This is a genomic window from Arthrobacter sp. UYP6 (genome assembly GCF_040547315.1).
In the GTDB taxonomy this organism is placed as follows: domain Bacteria; phylum Actinomycetota; class Actinomycetes; order Actinomycetales; family Micrococcaceae; genus Arthrobacter_B.
Window position 1 is genome coordinate 103,431 of the sequence record NZ_JBEPPM010000003.1, and the last position, 12,118, is coordinate 115,548.

The 12,118-nt window shown below is 65.5% G+C and carries 12 protein-coding genes; 9 read left to right on the plus strand and 3 right to left on the minus strand.

All coding sequences use genetic code 11. The features are described from left to right. Positions 1-92: 92 nt before the first annotated feature. From mihF to ABIB35_RS03565, 8 genes are all read left to right on the plus strand, one after another. Complete coding sequence (mihF, locus tag ABIB35_RS03530) at positions 93-410, plus strand: integration host factor, actinobacterial type (protein WP_354178951.1); 318 nt, start codon at positions 93-95, stop codon at positions 408-410. A 50-nt stretch (positions 411-460) separates the two neighbouring features. After that, positions 461-1,042 carry a guanylate kinase gene (gene gmk / locus ABIB35_RS03535; RefSeq protein WP_354178952.1) on the plus strand — a complete coding sequence of 194 codons (582 nt, stop codon included), beginning with the start codon at positions 461-463 and terminating at the stop codon, positions 1,040-1,042. Between the two features lie 39 nt (positions 1,043-1,081). Then, a complete protein-coding gene (rpoZ, locus tag ABIB35_RS03540) occupies positions 1,082-1,342 on the plus strand; it encodes a DNA-directed RNA polymerase subunit omega (RefSeq protein ID WP_152217989.1) in 261 nt (86 codons plus the stop codon). A gap of 57 nt (positions 1,343-1,399) precedes the next feature. Next, on the plus strand, positions 1,400-2,662 hold the full coding sequence (coaBC, locus tag ABIB35_RS03545; protein WP_354178955.1) for a bifunctional phosphopantothenoylcysteine decarboxylase/phosphopantothenate--cysteine ligase CoaBC: 1,263 nt from the start codon (positions 1,400-1,402) through the stop codon (positions 2,660-2,662). 81 nt (positions 2,663-2,743) lie between these two features. Continuing rightward, on the plus strand, positions 2,744-3,970 hold the full coding sequence (gene metK, locus ABIB35_RS03550) for a methionine adenosyltransferase (protein ID WP_354178957.1): 1,227 nt from the start codon (positions 2,744-2,746) through the stop codon (positions 3,968-3,970). 11 nt (positions 3,971-3,981) lie between these two features. Further along, positions 3,982-6,090 (plus strand): primosomal protein N', encoded by a 2,109-nt coding sequence (locus ABIB35_RS03555; protein ID WP_354178958.1) that lies wholly within the window; start codon positions 3,982-3,984, stop codon positions 6,088-6,090. A gap of 428 nt (positions 6,091-6,518) precedes the next feature. Continuing rightward, positions 6,519-6,950 carry a MarR family winged helix-turn-helix transcriptional regulator gene (locus ABIB35_RS03560; RefSeq protein ID WP_354178959.1) on the plus strand — a complete coding sequence of 144 codons (432 nt, stop codon included), beginning with the start codon at positions 6,519-6,521 and terminating at the stop codon, positions 6,948-6,950. A 125-nt stretch (positions 6,951-7,075) separates the two neighbouring features. After that, on the plus strand, positions 7,076-8,095 hold the full coding sequence (locus ABIB35_RS03565; RefSeq protein WP_354178960.1) for an NADP-dependent oxidoreductase: 1,020 nt from the start codon (positions 7,076-7,078) through the stop codon (positions 8,093-8,095). Between the two features lie 98 nt (positions 8,096-8,193). On the opposite strand, the gene ABIB35_RS03570 is transcribed toward ABIB35_RS03565, so the two are convergent. The 3 genes from ABIB35_RS03570 to ABIB35_RS03580 are packed head-to-tail and all read right to left on the minus strand — an operon-like array spanning position 8,194 to position 11,041. Then, positions 8,194-9,273 (minus strand): glycosyltransferase family 4 protein, encoded by a 1,080-nt coding sequence (locus tag ABIB35_RS03570; protein WP_354179209.1) that lies wholly within the window; start codon positions 9,271-9,273, stop codon positions 8,194-8,196. Between the two features lie 2 nt (positions 9,274-9,275). Beyond that, the gene (locus ABIB35_RS03575) at positions 9,276-10,205 is read right to left on the minus strand and encodes an alpha/beta fold hydrolase (protein ID WP_354178962.1); all 930 of its coding nucleotides are present in this window, start codon (positions 10,203-10,205) and stop codon (positions 9,276-9,278) included. Further along, positions 10,205-11,041 carry an aldo/keto reductase gene (locus ABIB35_RS03580; RefSeq protein WP_354178964.1) on the minus strand — a complete coding sequence of 279 codons (837 nt, stop codon included), beginning with the start codon at positions 11,039-11,041 and terminating at the stop codon, positions 10,205-10,207. The genes ABIB35_RS03575 and ABIB35_RS03580 overlap by 1 nt, the downstream gene beginning before the upstream one ends. A 279-nt stretch (positions 11,042-11,320) precedes the next feature. Here ABIB35_RS03580 and ABIB35_RS03585 point away from each other — a divergent pair, with 279 nt between their 5' ends. After that, positions 11,321-12,058 (plus strand): MIP/aquaporin family protein, encoded by a 738-nt coding sequence (locus ABIB35_RS03585; protein ID WP_354179210.1) that lies wholly within the window; start codon positions 11,321-11,323, stop codon positions 12,056-12,058. Positions 12,059-12,118: the final 60 nt, after the last annotated feature.

Below are 12,118 nucleotides of genomic sequence, written 5' to 3' on the forward strand. Positions count from 1 at the left end.
TTCAGTCCGTACCCCCATACACCAGCACCGCCCCAGCACCGCAGCTGTTTACGTGCTGCAGTGCCGGGCCAGTCCTTGCCCGGGAGGGTCTTTTGAACCTCAAGCCACTGACAGAAGACGAACGCACCAGGGCCCGGGAGAAGGCCACGGCCGCCCGGTCCGTTCGAGCCGACATAAAGGCCAAGATCAAGACCGGGGAGATGTCCGTGGAAGAGGTCATTTTGTCCCGGTCTTCCGAGGAAGCCGTGGGCCGGCTGAAGGTGGCTGACCTCCTCCGGGCGCTGCCTGGCGTCGGAGAGCGCCGCGCAGCTGGAATAATGGCTACCGTAGGTATTGCCCCGACCCGTCGAGTGCGCGGTTTGGGCGTCCACCAGCGCAAGGCGCTGATAGAACTTTTGGAATCCGACTAGGCCGCTTTCGCTGCGGCCGCAGCGTCGGGGCCGAATCACATCGAGAGTAAATGAGGTCCTCAGTGTCGCAACCGCGGCTGACAGTTCTTGCAGGTCCAACCGCAGTTGGCAAGGGCACGGTGTCCACCTTCATCCGGGACAACTATCCGGAGGTGTGGCTGTCCGTATCGGCCACCACGCGCCCGCCGCGACCGGGCGAAGAGAATGGTGTGCATTACTTTTTCGTCTCCGCCGAAGAGTTCGATTCCCTGGTGGAGAAGGGCGAAATGCTGGAGTGGGCCGTGGTCCACGGCCGCAACCGTTACGGCACGCTGCGCAGCACGGTAGAGTCAGCCATGGCCGACGGCCGGTCGGTGCTCCTGGAGATTGATCTGCAGGGTGCACGGCAGGTCAAAAAGTCCATGCCGGAGGCAAATTTCGTGTTCCTGGCCCCGCCGTCGTGGGATGAAATGGTCCGCCGGCTGGTAGGACGCGGCACCGAAACACCCGAAGAGCAGCAGCAACGGCTGGAAACAGCTAAACTGGAGCTTGCTGCCGAGCCCGAGTTCGATCACACCGTGGTAAATGATGACGTACAGCGGGCAGCAGCTGAGCTTGTATCACTCATGGGAATCAGTCCGCGCCCGCGCTGACGTACCGCTACATCCCGTATCAAGAATTTTGGAGAATCTGTGTCTACTGTGTCTGAAGGCATCATCAACCCGCCGATCGACGACCTGCTGAACGTAGCCGACTCGAAGTACGCGCTGGTCATCTACGGCGCCAAGCGCGCCCGCCAGATCAACGCCTACTACTCGCAGCTGCACGAGGGCCTGTTCGAGTATGTTGGCCCGCTGGTGGAAACCAAGCTGAACGAGAAGCCGCTGTCCATCGCCCTGCGCGAAATCAACGAGGGCATGCTGGTCAGCCGCCCCGTGGAATCCGCCGAGTAGTTCACTAGTTCCCTCTAGTAACAGCTGGCCAGCCGGTCAGGGTCAGGAGCAGCAGCGGTGCGCATAGTTTTAGGTGTAGGCGGCGGTATCGCCGCCTACAAGTCCGCGTCGCTGCTGCGTCTTTTCACTGAAGCCGGAAACAACGTGTCGGTCATTCCCACTGAGGCTTCCCTCCGCTTTGTCGGGGTGGCCACCTGGGAGGCACTGTCCGGCAATACGGTCTCCAGCTCGGTTTTTGACGAAGTTCAAAAGGTCAACCACGTCCGGCTCGGCCACGAGGCGGACCTCATTGTGGTGGCTCCGGCCACCGCCGACCTGCTGGCACGTGCGGCTGCAGGACAGGCCAATGACCTGCTGACCAATACTCTGCTGATGGCACGCGGGCCTGTTCTTTTTGCTCCTGCCATGCACACTGAAATGTGGGCGCATCCGGCCACCCGTGCCAACGTCCAGACGCTGCGCAGCCGCGGCATCCTGGTGCTGGAACCCGGAGTGGGCCGCCTCACCGGCACGGATTCCGGGGCCGGACGGCTGCCGGATCCGGAAGACATCTTTGCGGCCGCCATGGCTGCGGTGGATATTCGCCCCGAGGAACCTGAGACCCTGCCCGGGCCGCTGGCCGGCAGGACCGTTACGGTCACCGCCGGAGGCACCCGGGAGCCGCTGGACCCCGTCCGGTTCCTGGGCAACCGGTCCTCGGGCAAACAGGGGGCAGCGCTGGCCCGCGCAGCCCTGGATGCCGGTGCGCGCGTCCGCTTCATCGCCGCCCACATGGATATTCCCGCCCCTGACGGCGTTGAACTTGTCCGGGTGGAAACGGCTCTGGAGCTGCGCGAAGCGGTGCACGCTTCCGCTCCCGATTCCGACGTGCTGATCATGGCCGCCGCGGTGGCGGACTTCCGTCCGGATACCACCTCGGACACCAAGATCAAGAAGCGCGATGACGGCGCAGATCCCGTCATCACCCTGATCCGCAATCCGGATATTCTGGCCGAAGCCGTGCAGCACCGCACCGCCGGCGGAGAAGCTGCCCGGCCCGCCCTCATTGTGGGCTTCGCCGCTGAAACCGGTGACGGCAGCGCTGACGTCCTGGAATACGGCCGGCAAAAACTTGCACGCAAGGGCTGTGACCTGCTGGTGCTGAACCGGGTTGGCACCTCCCTGGTGTTCGGCCAGGACAGCACTGAAGTGAGATTGCTTTCACCGCAGGATTCAGAGTCTGCTCCGCCGCCCACCTATGCGGGCACCAAAACCGAGGTTGCGCAGCGGATCATCGCCCGCGTCGAGCAGGAGTTCGAAGCAGCACTCTCCGTCCGCTGACTTCCCCGCCACCTTGGCAACAGACCCACAGCCGCAGATCTCCATTCGGGGACCCGGCCCGGAACCAGTAGAGTAATTCTCGTGACTCTCCCAGATACTTCAGCACTTTCGGCTGCCCGCGACGGGCTGCGCCTCTTCACCTCGGAATCCGTCACTGAGGGTCATCCGGACAAAATCTGTGACCAGATCAGTGACGCGATCCTGGACGGCCTGCTCAAGGTCGACCCCGAATCCCGCGTGGCAGTGGAAACACTGGTCACCACCGGGCTGGTGCACGTGGCCGGCGAGGTCACCACCGAAGGCTACGTGGAGATCCCGCAGCTGGTCCGTGACACCATCCTGGGCATCGGCTACGATTCCTCGGCCAACGGCTTTGACGGCGCGCGCTGCGGCGTTTCGGTCTCCATCGGCCAGCAGTCGCCGGAGATTGCGTCCCGGGTCTTCAACTCGGTGGAAAACCGTGCCGGAACCGGTGATCCCCTGGACGCGCAGGGCGCCGGTGACCAGGGCATCATGTTCGGTTATGCCTCCGATGAAACCTCGGTCTTTATGCCCACGCCCATTTGGCTGGCACACCGGCTCTCCGAGCGCCTCACCGCTGTCCGGAAGGACGGCACGCTGGGCTACCTCCGCCCGGACGGCAAGACCCAGGTCACCATCGGATACGACGGCGACCGCCCGGTCTCCGTGGACTCCGTGGTCATTTCCTCCCAGCACGCCGCCGACGTCGAGCTGGAGCAGCTGCGTGCAGACCTGGCCCTCCATGTCATCGAGCCTGTGCTGGCCGGGACCGAACTGGACACCTCCAGTGTCAAGCACATCCTGAATCCCGGAGGTCCGTTCGTCATCGGCGGCCCCGTGGGTGACGCCGGCCTGACCGGCCGGAAGATCATCGTGGACACCTACGGCGGCTTTGCCCGCCACGGCGGCGGCGCCTTCAGCGGCAAGGACCCGTCCAAGGTGGACCGCTCCGCTGCCTACGCCATGCGCTGGGTCGCCAAGAACGTGGTGGCAGCCGGCCTGGCCCGGCGTGCGGAAATCCAGATTGCCTACGCGATCGGCATGGCGCACCCCGTAGGCATCTATGTGGAGACGTTCGGCACCGAGACGGTGGACCCGGCCCGCATTGCCGAGGCCATTGAGGACGTCTTTGACCTGCGCCCGCTGGGCATCATCAACGCACTTGATCTGAAGCGCCCGATCTACCAGAAGACTGCAGCCAACGGCCACTTTGGCCGCGAGGATGCCGAGTTCACCTGGGAGCGCAAGGATAAGGTCGAGGACCTCCGCAGCTACTTCAACGCCTAACCGGAGGCACAATGCGCCAGGATCCGGCGGGGGACAACGGGCAGCTGTCGCTGCTGCACGGCTTCGTTGGCCCGGCCCGGAGTCTGGGAACGCAGCCGGCGGCGCCTGAGCTGCCCATAGCGCGGGTGCTGCTGGACTCACCCCTGCCGCATCTGGACCGGCCCTTCGACTATCTGGTGCCGGCGGACCTGGACCGCGACGCCGTCCCCGGCGCCCGGGTCAAGGTCCGTTTCGGCGGGCAGGAACTGCCCGGCTTCATCACTGAACGCACGGCGGAAGCGGACACCTCGGCCCGCCTGGTTCCGCTGGGCAAAGTGGTGTCGCCGCAGCCGGTCCTGGCACCCCAGATCCTGCGGCTCGCCGAGGCCGTAGCAGCGCGCTACTCCGGCACTGTCCATGATGTGCTGCGCGTGGCGGTTCCGCCGCGCGCCGCCCGGGTGGACAAGGAATTCACCCCGCAGGCCCGGACCGAGGCCGCCGACGACGCAGATACGCCCGTCGGGCCCGAAGGATCCGGTCCCAACCCGTGGGCGCGGTATCCGCACGGCCCGCGGTTCCTGACGCATCTGGCCGCCGGACACAGCCCGCGCGCCGTACTGTCCTCCCTCGGCGGCTATGGCCCGGGAGCCTGGCCGGAAGAAATTGCCGCCGCAGTGCAGTCAACGCTGCTCTCCGGACGCGGCGCCGTCGTCGTAGTGCCCGATGCCAAGGATCTGGCCCGGGTTCAGGAGGCACTCACCGCGCGCATCGGTGCGGATAAGTTTGTACGCCTGACCGCCGACGACGGCGCGACCCCCCGGTACCGCGCTTTCCTGCAGGTCGTGCACGGCGACGTACAGGTAGTGATCGGCACCCGCTCCGCTGCCTATGCGCCGGTGCGCCATCTGGGGCTGGCCGTGCTCTGGGATGATGCCGATGACCTCCACGCCGAGCAGCGGGCACCCTACCAGCATGTGCGCGATGTCCTGCTGCTGCGCGCCGCGGCCGAAGGCACTGCGCTGCTGCTGGCCTCACACTCGCGCAGCACCGAGGCCCAGCGGCTGGTGGCCAGCGGCTGGGCCGCGAGCATCACCGCCGAACGCAGCACCGTGCGCCAGCTGGCCCCGCGCGTGGTCAGCACAGCGGACTCCTTCACCATGGAACGTGATCCGTTGGCGGCCCGCGCACGTATTCCCCACACGGCGTGGAAGGCGGCCCAGGACGGGCTGACCCGCGGCCCGGTGCTGGTGCAGGTGGCCCGCAGCGGTTTCTCACCGGCCCTGTCCTGCCAAGAGTGCCGGGAACCGGCACGCTGCCGGGCCTGCGCCGGGCCGCTGGGTCTGGCCAGCCGCAACGGCATTCCGGCCTGCCGCTGGTGCGGCCGCCCCGAACCGATGTTCAGCTGCGGCAACTGCGGCGGGACGCAGCTGCGCGGGTCGACCGCCGGTGCCGGCCGCACCGCGGAGGAGCTCGGCCGGGCCTTTCCTTCCGTAACGGTTATTTCCTCCGCCGGGGACCATGTGCGGGCGCAGGTGCCTGATGCTCCGGCTTTGGTGGTGGCGACGCCGGGGGCCGAACCGGTGGCTGCAGGCGGCTATGCGGCGGCGGTCCTGCTGGACGGCAACGCCATGCTGTCGCGCGAGTCGCTGCGGGCGGGGGAGGAGACACTGCGCCGCTGGTTCAGCGCTGCAGCCCTGGTCCGGCCCGCCTCAGAAAAGGGGTTGGTGGTGGTCACCGCAGACGACGCCTCAATGGTGGGCCATCTGCTGCGCTGGGATCCTGCCGGTGCCGCGGAACGAGAACTGGAACTGCGCCGGGAGCTGGGCCTGCCCCCGGCCGTGCGCTATGCCGAGCTCACCGGCTCCCGGGAAGCACTCACCGCGTTTGTTCCCCGTCTGGATCTGCCGTCCGAAACCCGCGTGGTGGGACCGGCGCCCCTGGAAGACCCGCCCGGCCCCGCACCCGTTCACCGCGACGGGCAGCTCGGCGGCTCCGGGGGACGCTACCGTACGCTCCTATTCTTCCCCTACGCCTGCGCTCCGGCGGTGACCGCCGCCATGCGGGCCGCCAAAGCTGCGGTGTCCGCCAAACGGACCGGGGATCCCGTCTATATTCGGGTGGATGGAATGGACGTTCTGTAGCTGTCCGGCGCGGGGCAGCAAGGTATGCTCAGCGCGTCCGGACCGGAATCTTCCGTGTGCGGTGCTCCGGATCCACCGGAAGATCAAGGCTGAGCACTCCGCAGTTGTACTGCATGCTGATACCAGCGGTGTTGATCCTGCCGTCCAGCAGGACCTGCCGTGAAACGGTGCCGGGGAAGCCAGTGTCCCCGGCGGGCCGGTGTCCCCGGCGGGCCAGGGCCCTGGGTGGTGCCGCCCGGATCCGTCCGTTCCCGGGAGAGGATCGAATCCGAATGCCATGCGCCTCAAACTCCTTCCTGCACGCCGTCTGGATGGAAGCTGGATTATCTGCAGTTTAAATCGGCTCCCGGTGAACAGAAAAAATCACCCAGAGACCCGTCATTACAAGTTGGTTGTGCACAACTAAATTGTGGACTAGTGTCGAGTCTATGAATGACGCCCTTCATCGCCAGGTCTGCTTTTCGCTGTACTCGGCTTCCCGTGCCGCCACTGCCGTGTACCGGCCGCTGCTCGAAGAATTGGGCCTGACGTATCCGCAATACCTGGTGCTGATGGTTCTGTGGGAGCAGGACGGCAGCAGCGTCCGGGACCTGGGCCGGGCCCTGGAACTGGATTCCGGAACCCTCTCACCCCTGCTCAAACGGCTGGAAAGCGCCGGGCTCCTGCGCCGTACCCGCTCCGCCGCGGACGAGCGCCGCGTGGAGGTCCACCTGACTGAGGACGGCCGTGCCCTGCAGGAAAAGGCGCTGCCCCTGCCGCAGCGCGTCGCGGAGGCGGCGGGCCTGGAGCCCCAGGAGCTGCACACGCTGCAGGAGACGCTGGCCAAGGTCACCCGGGCCCTGCGCTCGGCGGCCGGCTGACGCCACCTCTGAAACCAGCACCTGTTGTACCAGCGCCGGTTTGCCCCCTACCGCTGACACAACTTCACCCCAAGATTGATCACCCCCGAACGGGCCGCGAGGCCCCCCAAAGGAAGGTACCGTCCATGACGAACACCCCGAAGACCAGCCGCGAAATCCAGCTCGCTTCCCGCCCCGAGGGCTGGCCCACACAGGAAAACTTCCGCCTGGCCGAGGTTGCGCTCCCCGAGCTGGCCCAGGGCCAGGTCCTGGTCCGCAACCTGTACATGTCAGTGGATCCGTACATGCGCGGCCGCATGAATGACGTCAAGTCCTACGTGCCTCCCTTCCAGATCGACGCGCCGCTCGACGGCGGAGCGATCGGCGAAGTTGTCGAGTCCCGGTCCGAGGAGCACAAGCCCGGAGACAAGGTCCTGCACGGCCTCGGCTGGCGCGACTACGCCGTCCTGGACGGCAAGCGCGCCCGCGTCATCGACACGGACGTGGCACCGGCCACCGCATACCTGGGTGTGCTGGGCATGACCGGCCTCACGGCTTACGCCGGCCTGACCAAGGTTGCGCAGTTCAAGGAAGGCGACGTCGTCTTTGTCTCCGGTGCCGCCGGCGCCGTCGGCTCCCTGGTTGGCCAGATCGCCAAGGCCATGGGTGCCAAGAAGGTCATCGGCAGTGCCGGTTCCGCCGAGAAGGTCCAGCACCTGTTGGACCTCGGCTTCGATGAGGCCTTCAACTACCACGACGGTCCCGTCAAGGAGCAGTTGAAGCAGGCCGCCGGCGAGGACGGCATTGACGTGTACTTCGACAACGTGGGCGGCGAGCACCTCGAAGCCGCCATCTCGGCCATGAACAAGTTCGGCCGGATCGCCATGTGCGGCGCCATCTCGCAGTACAACACCACCGATGCCCCCACCGGGCCGCGTAATCTCGCACTGGCCATCGGCAAGGAAATCACCCTGCGCGGGTTCATCGTGGGCAGTTACAACCAGTACGCTGATGAGTTCGCCTCCCTGATGTCCGGCTGGCTGCGGGACGGTTCAGTCAACTACGACGAGACCTTCGTTGACGGGCTTCAGAACGCCCCGCAGGCGTTCATTGACCTGATGAAGGGCGCCAACAAGGGCAAGATGATCGTGACTCTGCAGGCCTAATTCGGCAAATCTCCGCTGAAACACACACCCAGCGGTCCCGGGGATCAGTCCCCGGGGCCGCTTTGTGCTGCCGCCCGCCGGTCAGCGTTCCTTGAACCTCAGCGTTTCTTGAACCTGCGTACGGCCTCTTCAGCCGCATCAATCAGTTCCAGGGCTGAGGTCTCCCAGGAATACTCTGCCGCCCGCCGCAGCCCGGCCTCCGCTACGCTCCGCCAGCGCTGCGGGTCATCCAGGGTGCGCACCGCGTCCGCAAACGCCTCCGCGCTGTCCGGATCCGCCAGCAGGGCAGCGCCGCCGGAGACTTCGCGGAAAATTGGAATGTCGCTGGCCACCACCGGAGTGCCCGCGGCCATCGCCTCAATCATGGGCAGCCCGTAGCCTTCGGCCCGGGAGAGCGTCACCAGGGCAGTGGCCGTGCGCAGCAGCTCCTCGTATTCGTCGTCGGTGACGCCGTTATGGAATACGACGGCGGAGCCCTCGGGTACCAGCGCCTCAAGTTCACTGCGCCGCGCCGGGGGCACCCGGCTCAGCAGATGCAGGGTGTACCCGGGCAGATGCTCCATCCCGCGCAGGACCGTTTCCACGTTCTTATACGGCATGAAGGAGCCCATGTAGATGAGGCTCTTCTCCGGTGCCGCAGCGGGATTCCGGCGCGTCGTCCCCGGCTGCGGCGCATTGCCGACAATGCGGACAGGCCGCCGCGTGAGCCGGTGCCGGGCCATTAGGGACTGTGTGGTTTCGCTGATGGTGGCGACGACGTCGGCCCGGTTCAGCAGAAGCCGCTGCGGCCAGTACGCGAGGTGGTACAGCCGCCACAGAGCCCGCACGGGCGGCGGCAGGAAGCCCGGCGGCGTCGGGTTGGAATAGTAGATCAGGTCATGCAGGGTCAGGATCAGCGGGTACCTCCGCCCCCAGCTGCCCATGGTCTGCATGGGGGAAACGACGACGTCCGCGCCGAGCCGGTTCAAGCGAAGGGCCACCAGGAGTTCAGCGGGCGAGAGCGGGCTGTTGATCTTCACCCATGGCAGGTCCGGCAGCAGCGCGAGCTGGCGTTCGTCGGAGATCAGCATCAGCACAGAGGCGTGTTTGGATACGGCCTCAATGAGCGAAGCCCCATACCGGCTGATCCCGTCATGGTGATCTGTTCGCGTGAACCGGGCGTCCACCGCGATGCGCAGTGTCATGGGTGCCTCCGCCGCAGGAAATCGGAGATTAGTTCCGCCGCCTGTGTAGGTGCCTCGTAATGGACCAGGTGGCCAACTCCCGGAAGGATATGCAGTTCCGCATCGGGCATCAGCGCAGCCAGCCGCCGCTGCCCGGCCACAGACCCGAGGTCATCTCGTTCCGCAGCAATCAGCAAGACGGGCATCTCCAGCTGCTCAGCGGTGTCCCGGACCGTGGCGGAAATCGAGGCTCGGAAGGCGTCCAGCACCACGTCTCGGTTGGCGAAGGCGCTGAAATACGCGTCATGCTGTCCGTGGATCCAGCGACGAAGTCCGGGATCCCGGGTCTTGGCCATGAAGATGCTCATCCCGCGGACAATCACCGGGTGCTGCAGCAGAGCCATGCCCAGTGGCTCGGGCAGCCGGGCCGCAGCCAGGTAGTACAGTTCGGCGGCCTTGCTGGTGATGCCCTTGGGGCCCTCCAAAGCAGGTTCGCAGATGGGGTTCATCAGGACCAGTTCACTGATCAGGTCCGGATGCTCCGCCGCCACGCGGGAGGCAATGATGGAACCGAAAGAGTGCCCCAGCAGGACTGTGTCCGGACCCACGTCCGGGAGCCCGGAGGAGAGGGCGGCCGCCGCAAAGCCGGCGTAAGCGCCGACGTCGTGCCGGCCCTGGAGCGGCTGGCCGCTGCCGAAACCGGGAAGGTCCGGAACCAGGACACGGTGCCGGGGCAGCGCCTCCACCACGCGGAGCAGGCCGTGGTGGTCGCCGCGGAAGCCGTGAAGCATGAAAATGGGCGGGCCTGCGATGGCTGCGGCGTTGTGGTCGGAGGAAAGGGCGGGGAAGTCCCAGCAGCGCTGAAGCGTTCCGTCCACGGTGAAGGTGCGTACCGTGGCGCGGCGGGTGAGTCGAATGTCCGCTGCAGGGGCTCGGCTGGTGAGCATTAGTTGACCGTGTCCGGATGTGATCCGGAGCGCTGGTTCCGGTCCAGGTCCGCTATGGCGGCGCGTTGTGCGGCGCTCAATTCGAAGGAGAAGAGATCCAGGTTCTCCGCCATCCGTTCCGGGGAACTGGCCTTGGGGATGGCAATGATGTCCTGGTCGATGTGCCAGCGGAGGATGACCTGCGCGGGGGAAACCCCAAGCTCGGCGGCGATGGAAGTGATCACCGGATCGGAGAGGACAGCGCCGCGGCCCAGCGGGCTCCATGCGACGGTCCGGATGCCCAGCTCCCCGTGCAGGGCAATCAGCGGGCGCTGCTGCAACCAGGGATGCAGCTCCACTTGGTTGACGGCGGGGACCACCTCGGAGGCATTCATCAGGGTTTTAAGGTGCTCCGGCTGGAAATTGGACACGCCGATCGCCCGGACCCTTCCGGCGCGGTACAACTCCTCCATGGCCCGGTAGGTGTCCACAAACAACCCCCGCTCGGGGCAGGGCCAGTGAATGAGATAGAGGTCCAGGACGTCCAGGCCCAGACGGGCCATGGAGGCATCGAAGGCGCGCAGTGTAGCGTCGTAGCCCTGGTCCGTGTTCCAGACTTTTGAGGTGAGAAAAATCTCATCCCGGATGGTGTTGGTCTCCTCCGTGAAAGCGCGGATTCCCTCGCCAACACCGGCCTCGTTGCCGTACAACGCTGCTGTATCCACGTGGCGATATCCGGTTTTGAGGGCGCCGGCTACCAGCCGGGCAGCGTCCGGAGCGGGTACCTTGTAGGTACCGAATCCCACTTGGTCCATGCGAACGCCGTTATTGAGGGTAAGTTTGGGTGCCGGTTCCATGCAGAAGACTCTACCGAGGATGGCGCCCGCCGTTGGAATTGAACTGACGCGCGGCACTGGATGAGGGGGCCGCCGGACACGGAAATACCTGTATTTTCGGGGTTTTATGGCGTTTCGGGGGAGAAACTTGATTGCATGGTGAAGGACAGCAATACTGCGCAAACGGGACAGCGGTGCATTTGCTCCCGTGGCTGACTGGGGATGGAGTCGTGGCAGAGTTAGACCAAACCAGCGAAAAATCGGCTGGGACATCAGATTAATAGGATGGAGAAGTCAATGGTGACTCTCGGTGAGGTATTCCTCAGTGAGTTTGCGGGAACGGCAGTACTGATACTGCTGGGTTGCGGCGTAGTGGCGAATGTTGCCCTGCGCAAGACGAAGGGCAACGGCGGAGGCTTCCTCCTGGTGAACTTCGGCTGGGCCCTTGGTGTGTTTGCGGGTGTGTTCGTTGCGGTTCAATCCGGCGCCCACCTCAACCCGGCCGTGACAATAGGCTTCCTTTTCAACGGAAAAGACCTGGCCCCCGGGGTGGAGACGAGTTTTGCCTCCGTCATGGTGTACCTGAGCGCGCAGCTGCTGGGTGCAATGCTGGGTGCCGTGCTGACCTGGCTGGCCTACAAGAAGCAGTTCGACGACGAGCCCGAGGCAGAGAACATTCTGGGTGTTTTCTCCACCGGTCCCACCATCCGCTCATACGGCTGGAACGTTGTCACCGAAGTCCTGGGTACCTTCATCCTGGTCTTCGTCATCCTGTCCTTCGGCGGAACCCCCAACGGAATGGGCCCGCTGGCAGTGGCCCTCCTGGTGCTTGCCATCGGTGCCTCCCTCGGTGGCCCCACCGGCTACGCCATCAACCCTGCGCGTGACCTCGGTCCGCGTATTATCCATGCGCTGCTGCCCATACCCAACAAGGGCAAGAGCGACTGGGCCTACTCCTGGGTGCCGGTTGTTGGCCCCATCATCGGCGGTTCACTGGCCGGCATTGTCTTCAACGGCATCCCGATGCCCGTTGTCTAAAGCCATAGGCCGCGTCCTGACCCCCACCCCCTCATCCATTCAGCAGTAGAAGGAGCGAAC

What these genes read in the sequence shown, in the direction of transcription:
- gmk (WP_354178952.1), top strand. Translation starts at nt 461, where the DNA reads ATGAGGTCCTCAGTGTCGCAACCGCGGCTGACAGTTCTTGCAGGTCCA.
- ABIB35_RS03555 (WP_354178958.1), top strand. Translation starts at nt 3,982, where the DNA reads ATGCGCCAGGATCCGGCGGGGGACAACGGGCAGCTGTCGCTGCTGCAC.
- ABIB35_RS03560 (WP_354178959.1), top strand. Translation starts at nt 6,519, where the DNA reads ATGAATGACGCCCTTCATCGCCAGGTCTGCTTTTCGCTGTACTCGGCT.
- ABIB35_RS03565 (WP_354178960.1), top strand. Translation starts at nt 7,076, where the DNA reads ATGACGAACACCCCGAAGACCAGCCGCGAAATCCAGCTCGCTTCCCGC.
- ABIB35_RS03575 (WP_354178962.1), bottom strand. Translation starts at nt 10,205, where the DNA reads ATGCTCACCAGCCGAGCCCCTGCAGCGGACATTCGACTCACCCGCCGC.
- ABIB35_RS03580 (WP_354178964.1), bottom strand. Translation starts at nt 11,041, where the DNA reads ATGGAACCGGCACCCAAACTTACCCTCAATAACGGCGTTCGCATGGAC.